This window comes from Poseidonibacter lekithochrous (assembly GCF_013283835.1).
Lineage (GTDB): Bacteria > Campylobacterota > Campylobacteria > Campylobacterales > Arcobacteraceae > Poseidonibacter > Poseidonibacter lekithochrous.
This window is the reverse complement of the sequence record NZ_CP054052.1, coordinates 3,405,706-3,422,013: the sequence shown is the minus strand read 5'-3', so window position 1 is coordinate 3,422,013 and position 16,308 is coordinate 3,405,706. Positions and strand designations below refer to the sequence as shown.

The window sequence follows — 16,308 nt, the reverse complement described above, 5'->3', positions numbered from 1 at the left end:
TATGTTAGAATGCAAAATTTAAAATAATATAAGGTTTTTTTTAGTGAAAAATTTAGTAATCGTGGAGTCTCCTGCCAAAGCAAAGACAATATCAAAATTTTTAGGAAGTGATTATGTAGTAATGGCTTCAATGGGTCATGTTAGGGATTTACCTAAATCAAAACTTGGTTTTGATCCTGCAGATAACTTTAAGCCAAAGTACTTAGTTTCTACAGATAAGAAAAAAGTAATATCTGATTTAAAGAAACAAATTAGTAAAGATACAACTATCTACCTAGCGGCCGATGAGGATAGGGAGGGAGAAGCTATTGCATGGCATCTTATCCCTGCACTTAAAATTGAAAATAATCCTATAAAAAGAATTGTATTCCACGAAATTACTAAAGATGCCATTATGAAGGCACTAGAAAATCCAAGAGATGTTGACCAACACTTAGTTGATGCTCAACAAGCAAGAAGAATTCTTGATAGAGCAGTTGGATATGAATTATCACCTCTATTATGGAAAAAAGTAAGATATGGATTATCAGCAGGACGTGTTCAATCTGTTGCAGTTAAGATTATTGTAGATAGAGAAAATGAAATTAGAGAATTTAAACCAGAAGAGTACTGGAAAATTAAATCTGAATTTATTGACCCTGAATTAAAATCAGAACTTGCAAAAGAGAATGGTTCAAACGTTAAAGTAACAAATGAAGCACAAGCTAGAGTTATTGAATCTTCTTTAAAACAAGGAAGTTTTGTTCTTAATGATATTGAAGAAAAAGATTCAAAAAGAAACCCTGCAGCTCCATTTACTACTTCTACATTACAACAAGAAGCAAGTAGAAAACTTGGATATTCTGTAAAACAAACAATGATTATTGCACAACAACTTTATGAAGGAAATGTAGGTAATATCCCAGGACATACTGGTGGTTTAATTACATATATGAGAACTGACTCATTAAATCTTTCTAAAGTAGCAACATCTGCAGCAAAAGAAGTTATTGAAGCACAATATGGAAAAGAATACTCACTAGATAAGCCAAGAGCATACAAATCTAAAGCAAAAGGAGCACAAGAGGCTCACGAAGCTATTAGACCAGTTAATCTTGCATTAAAACCTAGTGAAATAAAAGACCATGTTGATAACTCTCAATATAAACTTTATTCATTAATTTGGAAAAGAACTTTAGCTACTCAAATGGCTCCTGCTAAGATTGCAAATACTACGTATAAAATTAAAGCTGGTAAAAGTGAAGAGTTTGAATTCCAAACAAAGGGACAAAGAATTATCTTCCCTGGATTTATGAAAGCATATACAGAAGGTAGTGATAATCCTGAATCTGCACTAGATAGTACAGAGAAAATTCTTCCAACAATTAAAGTTGGAACGGTTTTAAATCTTAATAAATTAGATTTAGAGCAGTTATTTACTAAACCACCTGCTAGATATACAGAAGCGTCACTAGTAAAAAAACTTGAATCAGAAGGAATTGGAAGACCATCAACTTATGCTCCAACAATTTCAACAATTCAGCAAAGAGAATATGTAGTAAAAACAGAAGATAAAAAACTAGAACCAACACCAACTGGTGAAATAGTTAATACTTTTTTAGCTGATCACTTCTCTGATATTGTAAATCTTGGATTTACTGCAAAAATTGAAGAAGAGTTTGATGATATTGCCGAGGGTAAAATTGCTTGGGAACAAGTAATGCATGAATTCTATGGTGGTTTCAAAAAAACTATTGAAGAAAAAGAAGAAACAGTAAATAAAGAAGATTATTTACAAGTAAGAGAAATAGGAACTGATCCAAAATCTGGAAAACCAATGAGTGCTAGAGTTGGAAGATTTGGTCCATTTGTTCAAATTGGAACAAAAGATGATGAAGAAAAGCCTCAATTTGTTGCTATTCCTGATCACTTAAATATGGATACTATTACTATGGAAGAAGCATTATTCTTGTTCACACTTCCAAGAGTTGTAGGACATACAGCAGAGGGTGAAGAGATTAAAGCAAATATTGGTAGATTTGGTCCATACTTACAAGTTAAGACTAAATATTACTCTTTAAAAACTGATGATCCTTATACTGTAGAAGAAGATAGAGCATTAGTGGTAATCAAAGAAATTGATGAAGCAAAAGCAAAAGCTACTATTAAAAATTTTGAAAAAGAGAAGATTCAAGTTTTAATCGGACAATATGGTCCATATATTAAACAAGGAAGAAAAAACTTCAAAATTCCAAAAGGTAAAGTTGCTGAAGATTTAACACTTGAAGAGTGTGAAGAGATTATTGCAAAAGATCCTAAGTCTAAAACTGCTGCTAAAAAAGCTCCGGCAAAAAAAGCACCAGCTAAGAAACCTGCGGCTAAGAAAACAACTGCAAAAAAAACAACAACTAAAAAAGCTCCTGCTAAAAAAACTACAGCTAAGAAGAGCACACCAAAAACTTAATGAAAATAGGTATTTTATCAGATAGTCACCACAGAAGTGACTATACGAAAGAAGTTATTGACTTTTTAAAAGAAAAGGGAAGTCAATACCTTGTACATGCTGGTGATTTATGTATTGAAGAAAATCTACAACTTTTAAAAGACTCAGGGCTTATTTATGTGAGTGTATTTGGAAATAATGATATGGGATTAATCCCTGTTTCTAATAAATATACTATAAAACAAGAACCTTATTATTTCAAAATAAAAGATATAAAATTTAAACTTATGCATCTTCCTTATCACTTAACTCCCGATGCTGATGTTGTGATTTTTGGTCATACTCATAAGTTTGAATCAGAGTGTAAAAATGGAACATTGTTTGTAAATCCAGGGGAAGTTTGTGCACGTGAAAAGCCTCTAATTGAGTGTGTATTTCTAGAAATTAATGAAAATGAGTATATAATCACGTACTATTTTAAAAATACAAACAAAGAATTTTTTGAGAAAGAAGAATATAAATATGAACGATAAATTTAAAAATACTGATGAAATTTTTTTATGTGCCATTTGTAATGTTGAAAGTGGAACATGTAACGAAGACTGTAAATTCTGTACACAAAGTGTTAGATATAAAGCAGATATTCAAAGGTATAAATTAAAAGAAATTGAGCAAATTGTAAAAGAAGCTACAATTGCTAGAGAAAATGGTGCAGTTGGATTTTGTTTAGTTACTGCTGGACTAGGACTTACAGATAAAAAAACTAAGTTTATTGCCGAGGCGGCAAAAGCTGTAAAAGCTGCAAACTTAGGATTAAGACTTATTGCCTGTAATGGTACAGCTTCTGTTGATCAATTAAAAGAGCTTAAAGCAGCAGGTGTTGATAACTATAACCATAACTTAGAAACATCAAAAGAGTTCTATCCTACAATTTGTACTACTCATGATTGGGAAGAGAGATACCAAACTTGTTTAAATGTTAAAGAAGCAGGACTTCAACTTGTATGTGGTGGAATTTTTGGAATGGGTGAAACTCAAGAAGATAGAATCTCTATGATTAAATCTATTGCATCTTTAGATCCAATGAATGTTCCTTTAAACTTTTTCCATCCAAATGAAGCATTACCTTTAGTTGAAAATACAATTACAAGAGAAGAAGCTTTTGATTTAGTTGAATTATCAAGGGAAATGATTCCAAATGCACATAAAATTATGGTTGCTGGTGGAAGAGAATTAATGTTTGGTGATGAGCAATATGAAATCTTTAATAGAGGTGCTAATGCATTTGTTATTGGTGATTATTTAACAACTGCTGGTAAAACTCCAAAAGATGATGTTGAAGCATTAGAAAAACTAGGATTCAAAATAGCTAAACACGTAGTAAAAATGGCAGACGAGAAGTAAGGTTAATTAATGAGTGAAGAAATACTAATAATTATATCAATATCTCTTATTATCTTTTCTTCGCCATTAATAGCTAAGTTATTAAGACTTCCAACAATTACTGTTGAAATTATACTTGGAGCAGTAGCTGCATATTTTGCATTTATTGTTGATCATGCAATTTTGCATCTTGTTGCGGAACTTGGATTTTTATATCTGATGTTTTTAGCAGGACTTGAAGTTGATCTGAAAAAACTTGTAAATATATCCCCCTCAATATTAAAGAAATCTTTGATTTATAATATTATCCTTTTCTCTCTATCAACGCTTATATCCGTTTATTTTGATTTAGGTAATATCTTCATAGTTATTCTTCCTTTAATCTCTATAGGGCTATTAGCAGCCCTTAAAAAAGAGTATGGGGACGTAGAGTGGATTAGATTATCAATTGTTGTAGGATTAATTGGTGAGATAGTATCTATCTTTGCCCTTACAACTGTATCTGCGGTACTAGAGTTTGGGATTAATTTTGAGTTATATAAAACAATGTTCTTATTTGTTGTTTTCTTAATCTCTATGTTATTTGTTTACAAAATCTTCCATAACCTTATTTGGTGGTTCCCTGAAATTAAAGCATATTTAATGCCGGAGCAAGATCATCAAGAACAAGATATTAGAGTATCTATGGCTATTTTTTTCCTTATGATTACTGTAATGATGTATTTACATCTAGAAGTAGCATTTGGGGCATTTATTGCAGGTACATTTATTACTACATTCTTTGAGGAACATAATAAGCAATTACCTCATAAATTAGAGCACTTTGGATTTGGATGGTTAGTACCAATATTTTTCATTTCTGTAGGGGCATCTTTTGAATTAGATGCAATTTTTACTGATGGATTAGTATTAAAAGCCTTCTTAATTACATTTGCAATGATAGCTATTAGATTTGTTGCATCAACATTGTTTATAAAAGATATGGGTTGGAATAAGTTCTTTATGATTGGTCTTTCTCACTCAATGCCTTTAACACTTTTAATTGCGGTTACGACATTGGCATATAATAATCACTCAATAGATCAAGAGTATTATTATGCATTTATTCTAGCAGCCATTTTAGAGGTTTTAATTGTAATGATTGCGATAAGAATCTTATCACAATTCATTAGTCTTAACGATAGAAATTAGGTTGTTTTTATAGTTAACTTTGAAGTTTGTAGGTTTACTATTTAATTCTACAACAACTCTAAAGAAACCATTTTTTTTATGATTACCAATTGCAATTTTTTTGTAATTAGAAGTATCTAAAGATTCTCTTTTTGTATAGAAGTTTAATTTTGCTTTGTAATCGATAATAATCTTATTACCTTTATCTAATGTAAACTTCTTTGATACTTTGTATTTAGTGTGAATAATAAGTTTATCGTCACTATATTCGATGTCCATAAAAGGTAAAACCTTTTTTGTTTTCATCATCTCTTCTTCAATTTCTACATCTGGTCTTGGTTTCACAAAAACAACTTGTTGTGGTTCAACCATTTGAGATTTTTCTAATTCAGTTTTGATAAGTTTTTTAGTTTTTGCTTCACTTTGTTTTTGAGCTTTTTTGATAAGTTTTTTTACTTCTTTTTGAGAATAAACTTTGTCATTTATTTTTTTCTCTTTTAATGAAGGCATTAATTTTTTAACAGCTTCTTTAACTTTATTTTTATTTCCACCTTGAGGAAGCTCTTTTGTCATAGCCATCTCTTCTTGCATTTGTTGAATAAACTGTTCTTCACCGTATGCAGTCTCATCAACTTCATTAAGTTCGATAATTCTGGCAGCTTCTTCTTCATAAGCATTTGTTGCAGTAAAAGGATTCTCTCTTGCACTTAAACTTAATGATAAAATAACAGTTAATGTAAATAAAAATAAAGTTTTCATTCTTCAGGCTCCAAGTTTTTTAATTCAAAGTACTCTTTTTGTAAATGAGCATTATCTTTTTGCAATCTAATAATTTCTCTCTCTAAATACTCTTTTTTGTTTTTTAATGAACTGTAAACTTTTAAAGAGTTACTTCCAAAAAGAATATTAGCAACATGGTAGCTAAGAAATAATGTAATAGCAATAGATGCTATTACTATTACGATAAATTTCTTGTAACCACGTTGTATTTTTTTCATAAATTAATGTAATTATTTAGAAAAAGGTTGTTTCCCTAAGTATTCTGCATAACCAATTTCTGCACCAATTTCAAGTAATCTATTGTATTTAGCGATTCTATCACTTCTCGCAGTTGAACCAGTTTTGATTTGACCACAATTTAAAGCAACAGCAAAATCAGCAATAAATGCATCTTCAGATTCACCTGATCTGTGAGACATTACACAATTATAGTTGTTTCTTTGAGCTAATCTAATTGTTAACATAGTCTCAGAAACTGAACCAATTTGATTTGGCTTAATTAAGATTGAGTTAGCGATATCTTTTTGGATACCTTCAGCTAAAATAGAAGCATTAGTTACGAATAAATCATCACCAACTAATTGTACTTTATCTCCTAGAACTTCAGTTAATACTTTCCATCCATCCCAATCATCTTCACTTAATCCATCTTCAATTGAAACGATTGGATATTTAGCACATAAATCAGCATAGTAGTTTACTAACTCTTCAGAAGTAATTTCTCTATTTTCAGATTTTAATACGTAAAGACCTTTGTCATTGATTAATTCAGAAGCAGCAACATCAAGTGCTAGTGCAATTTGCTCACCTGGCTTATATCCAGCTAATTCAATTGCTTTAACAATAACTTCTAAAGGTTCTTCGTTTGATTTTAAGTTTGGAGCGAATCCACCCTCATCACCAACTGCAGTTGATTCACCCATTTCATCAATAACTTTTTTAAGATGTTGATAAATTTCAGCAGTAGCTCTTAGTCCTTCATTGAAGTCTTCAAATCCTACAGGCATAATCATGTATTCTTGGAAGTCTACAGAATTATTAGCATGCTCTCCACCATTAATGATGTTAAACATTGGAACAGGCATAGTCATTGCATTTGCTCCACCTAAGTATCTGTATAAAGGTATTTTTAATGAAGAAGCAGCAGCTCTTGCCACAGCCATAGATACACCTAATACAGCATTAGCACCTAAGTTTGAATAATTTGATGTACCATCAATATCTTTCATAGTTGCATCAACTTCAGCTTGATTGAATGGGCTTAAACCTAATAATTCATCAGCAATAGTAGTGTTTACATTTGCTACAGCTTTTAAAACACCTTTACCTAAAAATCTGTCATCACCATCTCTTAATTCTAAAGCTTCTCTTTTTCCAGTACTAGCACCACTTGGTACAATAGCGCTCTCTTTTGTCCCATCACTTAAGATTACTGTTGCTCTTACAGTTGGGTTTCCTCTTGAATCTAATACTTCGTCAGCATATACGTTGTCGATAAATACCACGTGGTCTCCTATATATTAATTTGCTAGATTATATCTAAAGGATGTTTTTACTTTGCTTTTATGAGGGTTTTGATTGTTCTTTGGGGTAGGTAGTGTGTAGTTTCAAAGGAGTTTTCACTCCTTTGAAGAGTGTAATTATTCTGCGTCTTCTTCAGGTTCACCCTGAATAATTTCGTCATTAACTCCCATAGAAGTTAAAATTTTATTTTCTATATCATTTGCGATTTTTGGATTGTCTTTTAAGAATACTTTTGAGTTTTCTTTTCCTTGACCAATTTTTGAATCTCCATAAGAGAACCATGCTCCAGCTTTGTCAACGATATCAAGTTTAACACCATAGTCAATAAGTTCACCCATTTTAGAGATACCTTCTCCAAACATGATATCAAACTCAGCAAGTTTAAATGGTGCTGCTACTTTATTTTTCACAACTTTTACTTTAACTCTGTTACCAATTGAATTTTCACCTTGTTTAAGTGTAGCAATTCTTCTAATATCTAATCTTACTGAAGAGTAGAATTTAAGTGCATTTCCACCAGTAGTTGTTTCAGGTGAACCGTAACCTGTCATACCAATTTTCATTCTAATTTGGTTAATAAAGATTACTGTTGTATTCATTTTATTTAATAAACCAGTAATTTTTCTAAGAGCTTTTGACATAAGTCTTGCTTGTACACCAACTTGTTGGTCATCCATATCTCCATCAATTTCCACTTTTGGAGTAAGTGCAGCAACTGAATCCACAACTACTAAGTCAACTGCACCAGATCTGATTACAGTTTCTAATATTTCTAATGCTTGCTCACCAAAATCAGGTTGAGAAACTAGTAAGTTATCAATATCTACACCAAGATTTTGTGCATAAACAGTATCAAGTGCATGTTCCGCATCAATAAAGGCACAAACACCACCAGCTTTTTGACATTCAGCAATTGCATGTAATGTTAATGTTGTTTTACCAGATGATTCAGGTCCATAAATCTCTACAACTCTTCCTTTTGGAATTCCTCCAACACCAAGTGCTAAGTCTAGTCCTAAAGAACCAGTTGAAATTGATTCTGTTGGAACAACTTCTTTATCACCAAGTCTAATTAGTGTACCTTTTCCAAACGCTTTGTCAATTTGTTTAATAGCTAAGTCTAAAGATTTTTTTTGATTATCATCCATTTTTTATCCTGTGTAGATTTTCTTTTGTTAATTTTATGTGGGAATTTTAGCGAAAAAAATATAAAGTATATATTTTTATTACAATTTGTAATGTTTTTTATTCTGATTTATTTTCATCTTTTTCAGATGTTTCATTTTGAGATATTTTTTCCACTGATTCAATTGTCTTAATATGAGATGTAACTCTTCTTTTCATTGAGTGTTTCTTAATATGTTTTGCAAGAATTTTTGTGTATTTCTTATAATTTCTTGAGCCTTTTTCAAATGATGCAAGCTTCTTTTGAATTTTAATAATATTATCTGGAATAACTTTTTCTGCCATAATTTAACCTAATATGATTTTAATATAACTTATTATTGCATATAATATCTTAAAAAATGAAAATTAATAATTTATTTGATACTATATATAAAACAAATCTTTTTATTAGATTAAAGGCTTCAAATGTTTGATAATAAAAACATATTAATTACTGGCGGAACAGGTAGTTTTGGTAAAAAATATACAAAAATACTACTTGAAAAATATAAACCTAATAAAATTATAATTTATTCTCGGGATGAATTAAAGCAATATGAAATGGCTCAGGAATATAGTGATACTTCAATGAGATATTTTATTGGGGATGTTAGGGATTTTGATAGATTAAAAAAAGCAATGAAAGGCGTTGATTATGTAATTCATGCTGCTGCTTTAAAACATGTACCAATTGCAGAGTATAATCCAATGGAATGTATTAAAACAAATATTAATGGAGCACAAAATGTAATTGATGCTGCAATTGAATGTAAAGTTTCTAAAGTAATTGCTCTGTCAACTGATAAAGCTGCAAATCCTGTAAATTTATATGGAGCTACAAAACTTGCTTCTGATAAGCTTTTTGTTGCCGCTAATAATTTGGTAGGGGAACAAGACACAATATTTTCTGTTGTTAGATATGGGAATGTTATATGTAGTAGAGGTTCCGTAATTCCATTTTTTCAAAAACTAATTTCTGAAGGGGCTAAGGAACTGCCTATTACTGATGATAAAATGACTAGATTCCTAATTACTCTAGAAGATGGTGTTAATTTTGTATTAAAGAATTTTGAAAGAATGAGTGGTGGTGAAATTTTTGTACCTAAAATTCCTTCAATAAAAATTGTAGATTTAGCAAAATCTTTAGCTCCTAATTTACCTCATAAAATTGTAGGTATTAGACCAGGAGAAAAACTACATGAAATAATGTGCCCGGCTGATGACTCTCATTTAACTTATGAATTTGATGATCATTATGTAATTGCTCCAACAATTAAATTTACAAGACCTGTTAATTATGGAAAGAATAACTTAAATGAAGTAGGTATCCATGTTGCTCAAGGTTTTGAATATAATTCAGGTAATAATAGCAAATGGTTAAATAAAGAAGAACTTCTATCATTTGTTAAAAATATATAGAAGTTGTTATTTTGAAAATCGCAGTTATTGGTGGTACTGGACTTTTAGGATCTAATTTAATAAAACTATTTAAAAACTATGATGTAAGAGCTTTCTCTAGAAATCATTCAGTTAATATAGAAGAGAATGTTAATAATCTAATTGACTTCTCAAATATTACAATTGAGTTAGATACTTATTTTAATTCTTGGTGTCCTGATTTAATCATAAATACTGTTGCTTTAGTAGATTTACAAAAATGTGAGGATGATTTACCTTTAGCAAACTTTTCTAATTATGAAATCTCAATAAACCTAGCAGAACTCGCAAAAAAAAATAATTCTTATTTTATACATGTTTCTACTGATCATTATTATAATGATGGAAAGTATAGACATAATGAAAATGAAAATGTTTCTTTATTGAATAATTACGCGAAGACTAAATATAAAGCAGAAGAGGCAGTTCTTGATATTTATAAGAAATCATTAATTGTTCGTACAAATATTATTGGTTTTAGAAAAAATGGAAAAGAGTCTTTTTTTGAATGGCTTATAAATAATATGTCTAAAGAATTAAATATAAATTTATATGAAAACTTTTTTACATCTCCTATCTCGGTAAATTTACTTGGAGGGATTCTTTTAAAATGTTATAAAAAAGGTTTGGTTGGGATTTATAATATATCTTCATGTGAAAGTATAAGTAAGTATGATTTTGGAATGAAAGTTTCTAAAAAATTTTCTTTTGATAATAAGAAAATAAAAAAAACTGTTTTAATTCAAAATGAAAGTTCAATTCAAAGGGCATTAACTTTAGGTTTAAATACTTCAAAAATTGAAAGAGATTTAGATTTAAAAATGCCAAAAATAGAAGAGGTTATAGACTCTTTATATTATGAATATAAAAAAGGTGATTAAAATGAATAATAATACTTTTAATATAGGAAGCAGTGAAATCTCTGCAAATTCAAAAACATATTTTATTGCTGATATTGCTGCAAATCACGATGGTGATTTACAAAAAGCTAAAGATTTAATTTATTTGGCAAAAGAAGCTGGGGCTGATGCTGCTAAATTTCAGCACTTTAAAGCAAGCTCAATTGTAAGTGATGTTGGCTTTAAGAATTTAGGAAGTAAATCAAGCCATCAAAAGAATTGGAATAAATCAATATATGAGGTATATAAAGATGCGGAAGTTCCTCTTCGATGGACTGAAGAATTATATAATACTTGTAAAAAAGCAGAAATTGATTTTTTTACTTCGCCATATGATATAAATGATATAGATTATATTAATAATTTTGTACCTGCATATAAAGTAGGTTCAGGAGATATAACTTTTCATGAGATTGTAGAAAAAATGGCAAGTTTTTACAAACCAATGATTGTAGCTACTGGTGCCTCAAATATTGAAGAAGTAATATGTTTAATTAATAAACTAGAAAAAATAAATAAACAAATAGTTTTAATGCAGTGTAATACTAACTATACAGCAAGTAATGAGAACTTTAAATATATTCAATTAAATGTATTAAAATCATATGCTCAACTATTTCCTAATGCTATTTTAGGATTATCAGATCATACTTTAGGTCACACAACTGTATTAGGTGCTGTGGCTCTTGGTGCTAAAGTTGTTGAAAAACATTTTACTGATAATAATTCTTTAGAAGGGCCAGATCATAAGTTTTCTATGAATCCATTAACTTGGAGAGAAATGATTGATAGAACAAGAGAATTAGAGTATGCATTGGGAACTTGTATTAAGAAAATAGAAGATAATGAATTAGAAACAAGTGTTTTACAAAGAAGATGTTTAAGAGCTACTCGCGACTTAAATAAAAATGATGTAATTACTAGTGATATGTTTGAACCTTTAAGACCAGCTCCAAAAGGTACAGTTTTACCTTTTGAGAAAGATAATATATTAGGAAAAAAATTAAGTAATGATATAAAACTTGGCAATTCTGTAAATTGGTCAGATATCATTCTTTAGGAGAAAAAATGAAATTAATGAAGTGTACTAGATGTAATATGCCTACATCTTATGAGGGTCTTTCCTTGGATGCTTTAGGTGTTTGTGAAATATGTAGAGCATCTGAAGAAAAAATGAAAATTGATTGGAAAAAGAAAAGAGGTCAATTAGAAAAAATCTTTGATAAATATAGAAGCAAAACTAATTACGACTGTATTGTTCCTGTAAGTGGTGGGAAAGACAGTGCTTATCAAATGCATATGTTAAAAAAAGAATTTAATATGAATCCTCTTGCTGTTACATTTAGCCATAATCTTTTTTCACAAGAAGGAAGAGAAAATCTTCATATGATGCTTGAACAACTTGATATTGACCATATTGAATATACTCCTAAAAGATCACTAGTAGATAGAATGATGAAAAATTCTTTATCTTTAATTGGAGATTCTTGTTGGCATTGTCATGCTGGAGTTGGAGCCTTCCCTCTTCAAATGGCAATTAAATTAAATATCAAACTTCTTGTATGGGGTGAATCTGTAGCTGAATGGGGTAAATGTGCAACATATAGTAATCCAATAGATTATGATGAAGATTACTTTAGAAAGGTTTCTACAAAACAAGGTCCTGAGAAGATGATAGCTGCTGGAGGAATTGAAGAGAATGAGATGATGTTCTTCTATCCCCCTGATGCAGAAGAATTTGGTAGTTCTGGCTTACATGGAATTTTTATGGGTGATTATCTATTTTGGGATGGAGAATACTTTACTGAATTTTTAACAAAACACTATGGTTGGAAAGAAAGACAACTAGAAGGTACTTATAAAAGATATAAAAGTGCAGAGTGTATTATGACAGGGGTTCATGATTATTCGAAATATGTAAAAAGAGGATATGGTAGAGGAACTGACTTTGCTACTCAAGATTTAAGAAATGGAATTATATCTATAGATGAATTTCATGAGTTAAGTAGTCATTATGATTCAGAAGAACCAATAATGATGGATTACTATACTAAAAAAACTGGAATTGAGAAAAAAGAGTTTTATAATATTTTAATTAAGCAAAGAGAAACAGCTGCAAAAGAGTTATTTGATTCTAAACAAAGAATGATTTTTTCTGATCCAAATAAAAAAAGAATAGTTAATGACTCAACACTTAGTGATGAAAAATATTTTGAAAAATTAATAAAAGAAAAAGATAATTACTTTAAGGGTTAAAATGGAATTTCATAAAAAAAGTTTAGTAGAATTAATATCTGGAATTGAAAATAAAACTTTTACAATTAAAGAAATTATCTCAGCTATAATAAATAGAAGTAAAGAAGTTGATAAAAAGTTAAATGTTTTTGAAGATGTTGATTATGATTATATATTAGAAAAAGCAGATGAATTGGACCAAAGTGAATTCCCATATTCAACGAATTTCAAAGGTATTCCTATAGGTGTAAAAGATTGTTATAACACTGAGAGAATGTATACTCGTAGAGGTAGTAGTATTTATAAAGATTATACTGCTGGTAATGATGCAAGAATTATAAGAAAAGCAAGAGATGAAGGTGCATTAGTAATAGGGAAAACTAAAATGGCAGAGTTCTCTATTCATGAGCCATCTGATACTTTAAACCCATATAATTTAGATCATACTCCCGGAACATCAAGTTCAGGTTCTGCTGTTGCCGTAGCTACGGGAATTGTTCCTTTGTCTTTTGGAACACAAACAGCAGCTTCAACATCTAAGCCTGCAAGTTATTGTGGTATATATGGTTTTAAACCTACTTTTGGTGTTTTCCCAAGAACAGGAGTTCTAAAAACATCTGATACCTTAGATACCTTGTCAGTTTTTACTAGAACTATTGAAGATATAGAATACTCTTTTGATAACTTACGATTAAGTGGTCAGAATCATCCTTATATTTATAATAATCTAGATGATAAAAAAACTAAAAACTTTGATGAGAAAACAAAAATTGCTTTAATTGCTTCAGACTCTTTTTCAAAAAAAGAAGAATATGCAAAAGAAGCATTTTCAAAATTTAAAGATGAATTATCAAATGTGAATAACTTTGAAGTAGAGTTTATTGAATTACCTTCATTTTTAAAAGATGCAAGGGAAGTTCATCGTAAGATTTATAATAAATCAATATCATACTATTTTAAAAGTGAGTATATAAATCATCAAAATGAGTTAAGTAGTTTAATTATTGATATTATTGAAGATGGAGATAAAATCACTTTAGAAGAGTATTTAGTAGAACTAGATAAGCAACAAGAAATGAGTAAAGAGTTTAATGCTTGGATTAAAAACAATTATGATGTTGTGTTAACTTTATCAAGTTCAAGTGAAGCGCCTAAAGGTTTAGATTACAATAATCATCCTGATTCTACTTTAATTTGGACTCTATTAGGTTTACCTATACTTGCAACTCCAAAATTTAAAGGGCCAAATAATCTTCCTTTTGGTTTCCAAATTGTAAGTGCTAAATATGATGATTATAATGTTATTGAGTTTGCTAAGAAATTAAAAAAAGAAAAGATTATAAGTGATTCACAAGTTGTTGAAGTATAGTTTTTAAAAAAGGCAAGATATGATTAAAGGGAAAGTAGTAGGATTAAGAGCTCTTGAAAAAGAAGATCTTCCTCAATTGAAAAACTGGAGAAATAATCCTAGTCAAAGAAAATTTTTTAGAGAAGTTAATGAATTAAATGATTTTAATCAAAATAAATGGTTTGAATCAATATGTGATAAAAACTCAATTAACAAAATGTTTGCAATTATTAAATTAGATACAAATGAAATAATTGGTGTTTGTGGACTATGTTACATAGACTGGGTTAATAGAAGTGCTGATTTTTCTATTTATATTGGATACGAAGATCTTTATATTGATGAAGTATTTGCTATTGAAGCTGCAGAGCTTATGAGAACTTATGGTTTTGAGATTCTAAATTTACATAGATTATGGGCAGAAATATATAGTATAGATGAAAAGAAGAAAGTTTTCTTTGACAGCTTAGGTTTTAAACTAGATGGAGAATTAAAAGAAACATATTGGTTTGAAAATAAATGGCATAACTCTTTATACTATTCATACTTAAGTACTTTTAATGAAAAATAGAAATTTATTCATAATTATTCAAGCAAGGATGACTTCAACAAGGCTTCCTAAAAAAGTTATGTTACCTCTTTGTAAAAAGAGTGTTCTTGAAATAGTTATGGATAGGTTAGGTAAATATAAAAAGAATATTATCATTGCTACTACAGATGATAATAGTTCTGAAGCAATAAGTGATTTGTGTGAAACTTTAGATATTAAATATTTCAAAGGTAGTACAAATAACGTTTTAGAGAGATATTATCTATCTGCTAAAAAGTACAATGCTAAAGATGAAGATATTATTGTAAGAATTACTTCTGATTGCCCTTTAATTGATCAATCTTTAATGGAAAAAGCAATTGATATGTTTGTTCAAGGAAATTATGATTATGTGTCTAATAGAATAAATAGAACTATCCCTATAGGATTAGATGTAGAAGTTTTTAGTTTTGCTGTTTTAAAAGAGAGTTATAATAATGCTAATGAAGATTTTGAAAAAGAACATGTAACACCATATATTTATCTATCTAATAAAGATAAATATAAAATTGGTTCTTGTGAAGAGCAGGATGATAATTCAAAATATAGATTAACTTTAGATGAAAACTCAGACTATAAGGCAATAAAAGAAGTATATTCAAAGTTTGAAAATAAAATTGAGTTCTCATATGAAGAGTTAATTTCAATGTTAAAAGATAACGAATATATATATGAAATAAATAATCATGTTTATCAAAAAAATGCAAAAGATTAAAAAGGAGAAGAATATGAGTTTAAAAACTGAACAAGAAGAGTTTTGGGCATCAAATGAATGGGGAAGTGAATATATAAAGAGAAATAGTTATGATAGAGTAAAAAACAATATTAACTTTTTCTCAAAAGTATTAGATAGAACACATAATATTAATAGTGTTATTGAGTTTGGGGCAAATATAGGATTAAACTTATTAGCTTTAAATCAATTACTTCCATCTGCAAAATATTCTGCTATTGAAATAAACAAAGAAGCTTGTACAAGTTTAGAAAAACTAAATTTCCTTAATACTATTCATAATGAGTCAATTTTTGATTTTGAATGTAAAGAAAAAAGAGATTTAGTATTTACAAAAGTTGTTTTAATTCATATTAATCCTGAGTACTTAGATGCTGTATATAAGAAGTTGTATGAAACAAGTAGTAAATATATCTTAGTGGCAGAATACTATAACCCAACACCAGTTGAGGTAAATTATAGAGGTCATGAAGGAAAACTATTTAAAAGAGATTTTGCTGGAGAATTACTTGATAAATATGAAGACTTACGATTAGTTGATTATGGTTTTGCTTACCACCGAGATAATAATTTCCATCAAGATGATATCTCTTGGTTCTTATTAGAAAAAACTAACTAAGG

17 protein-coding genes are annotated in these 16,308 nt (G+C 29.3%); 12 read left to right on the top strand and 5 right to left on the bottom strand.

Annotation, left to right across the window (positions count from 1 at the left end; translation table 11 throughout):
- Positions 1 to 43 precede the first annotated feature (43 nt).
- The 4 genes from topA to ALEK_RS16445 are packed head-to-tail and all read left to right on the top strand — an operon-like array spanning position 44 to position 4,996.
- Positions 44 to 2,443 (top strand): type I DNA topoisomerase, encoded by a 2,400-nt coding sequence (topA, locus tag ALEK_RS16460; RefSeq protein WP_071627962.1) that lies wholly within the window; start codon positions 44 to 46, stop codon positions 2,441 to 2,443.
- A complete protein-coding gene (locus tag ALEK_RS16455) occupies positions 2,443 to 2,955 on the top strand; it encodes a metallophosphoesterase family protein (protein WP_071627961.1) in 513 nt (170 codons plus the stop codon). The genes topA and ALEK_RS16455 overlap by 1 nt, the downstream gene beginning before the upstream one ends.
- On the top strand, positions 2,945 to 3,826 hold the full coding sequence (locus tag ALEK_RS16450; RefSeq protein ID WP_071628032.1) for a biotin synthase: 882 nt from the start codon (positions 2,945 to 2,947) through the stop codon (positions 3,824 to 3,826). Before ALEK_RS16455 ends, ALEK_RS16450 begins: the two co-directional genes overlap by 11 nt.
- A gap of 9 nt (positions 3,827 to 3,835) precedes the next feature.
- On the top strand, positions 3,836 to 4,996 hold the full coding sequence (locus tag ALEK_RS16445; RefSeq protein WP_071627960.1) for a cation:proton antiporter: 1,161 nt from the start codon (positions 3,836 to 3,838) through the stop codon (positions 4,994 to 4,996).
- Here the strand turns inward: ALEK_RS16445 and ALEK_RS16440 are convergent.
- From ALEK_RS16440 to ALEK_RS16420, 5 genes are all read right to left on the bottom strand, one after another.
- Positions 4,964 to 5,734 carry an AMIN domain-containing protein gene (locus ALEK_RS16440; protein WP_071627959.1) on the bottom strand — a complete coding sequence of 257 codons (771 nt, stop codon included), beginning with the start codon at positions 5,732 to 5,734 and terminating at the stop codon, positions 4,964 to 4,966. The genes ALEK_RS16445 and ALEK_RS16440 overlap by 33 nt on opposite strands.
- Complete coding sequence (locus ALEK_RS16435; RefSeq protein WP_071627958.1) at positions 5,731 to 5,973, bottom strand: septum formation initiator; 243 nt, start codon at positions 5,971 to 5,973, stop codon at positions 5,731 to 5,733. Before ALEK_RS16435 ends, ALEK_RS16440 begins: the two co-directional genes overlap by 4 nt.
- A gap of 12 nt (positions 5,974 to 5,985) precedes the next feature.
- Positions 5,986 to 7,260, bottom strand: coding sequence for a phosphopyruvate hydratase (eno, locus tag ALEK_RS16430; protein WP_071627957.1), 1,275 nt, complete (start codon positions 7,258 to 7,260; stop codon positions 5,986 to 5,988).
- A gap of 135 nt (positions 7,261 to 7,395) precedes the next feature.
- Positions 7,396 to 8,427, bottom strand: a complete 1,032-nt coding sequence (recA, locus tag ALEK_RS16425) for a recombinase RecA (RefSeq protein WP_071627956.1) — start codon at positions 8,425 to 8,427, stop codon at positions 7,396 to 7,398.
- A gap of 97 nt (positions 8,428 to 8,524) precedes the next feature.
- On the bottom strand, positions 8,525 to 8,749 hold the full coding sequence (locus ALEK_RS16420; RefSeq protein WP_071627955.1) for a hypothetical protein: 225 nt from the start codon (positions 8,747 to 8,749) through the stop codon (positions 8,525 to 8,527).
- A 123-nt stretch (positions 8,750 to 8,872) separates the two neighbouring features.
- On the opposite strand from ALEK_RS16420, the gene pseB reads away from it, so the two are divergent.
- Genes pseB through ALEK_RS16380 form a run of 8 tightly spaced genes read left to right on the top strand, consistent with a single transcriptional unit; the run spans position 8,873 to position 16,306 of the window.
- Positions 8,873 to 9,865: a UDP-N-acetylglucosamine 4,6-dehydratase (inverting) gene (gene pseB, locus ALEK_RS16415; RefSeq protein WP_071627954.1), complete on the top strand. Its 993-nt coding sequence runs from the start codon at positions 8,873 to 8,875 to the stop codon at positions 9,863 to 9,865.
- Between the two features lie 11 nt (positions 9,866 to 9,876).
- Positions 9,877 to 10,764 carry a dTDP-4-dehydrorhamnose reductase family protein gene (locus ALEK_RS16410; RefSeq protein WP_071627953.1) on the top strand — a complete coding sequence of 296 codons (888 nt, stop codon included), beginning with the start codon at positions 9,877 to 9,879 and terminating at the stop codon, positions 10,762 to 10,764.
- 1 nt (position 10,765) lies between these two features.
- A complete protein-coding gene (locus ALEK_RS16405) occupies positions 10,766 to 11,842 on the top strand; it encodes an N-acetylneuraminate synthase family protein (protein WP_071627952.1) in 1,077 nt (358 codons plus the stop codon).
- Positions 11,843 to 11,850: 8 nt separating this feature from the next.
- A complete protein-coding gene (locus tag ALEK_RS16400) occupies positions 11,851 to 13,038 on the top strand; it encodes an N-acetyl sugar amidotransferase (RefSeq protein ID WP_071627951.1) in 1,188 nt (395 codons plus the stop codon).
- A 1-nt stretch (position 13,039) separates the two neighbouring features.
- Positions 13,040 to 14,386, top strand: a complete 1,347-nt coding sequence (locus ALEK_RS16395) for an amidase (protein ID WP_071627950.1) — start codon at positions 13,040 to 13,042, stop codon at positions 14,384 to 14,386.
- A 19-nt stretch (positions 14,387 to 14,405) separates the two neighbouring features.
- Positions 14,406 to 14,936, top strand: coding sequence for a GNAT family N-acetyltransferase (locus ALEK_RS16390; RefSeq protein WP_071627949.1), 531 nt, complete (start codon positions 14,406 to 14,408; stop codon positions 14,934 to 14,936).
- Positions 14,926 to 15,669, top strand: a complete 744-nt coding sequence (locus tag ALEK_RS16385) for a cytidylyltransferase domain-containing protein (protein WP_071627948.1) — start codon at positions 14,926 to 14,928, stop codon at positions 15,667 to 15,669. The genes ALEK_RS16390 and ALEK_RS16385 overlap by 11 nt, the downstream gene beginning before the upstream one ends.
- Positions 15,670 to 15,682: 13 nt before the next feature.
- Positions 15,683 to 16,306 carry a pseudaminic acid biosynthesis-associated methylase gene (locus ALEK_RS16380; RefSeq protein ID WP_071627947.1) on the top strand — a complete coding sequence of 208 codons (624 nt, stop codon included), beginning with the start codon at positions 15,683 to 15,685 and terminating at the stop codon, positions 16,304 to 16,306.
- The last annotated feature ends 2 nt before the right edge of the window (positions 16,307 to 16,308 follow it).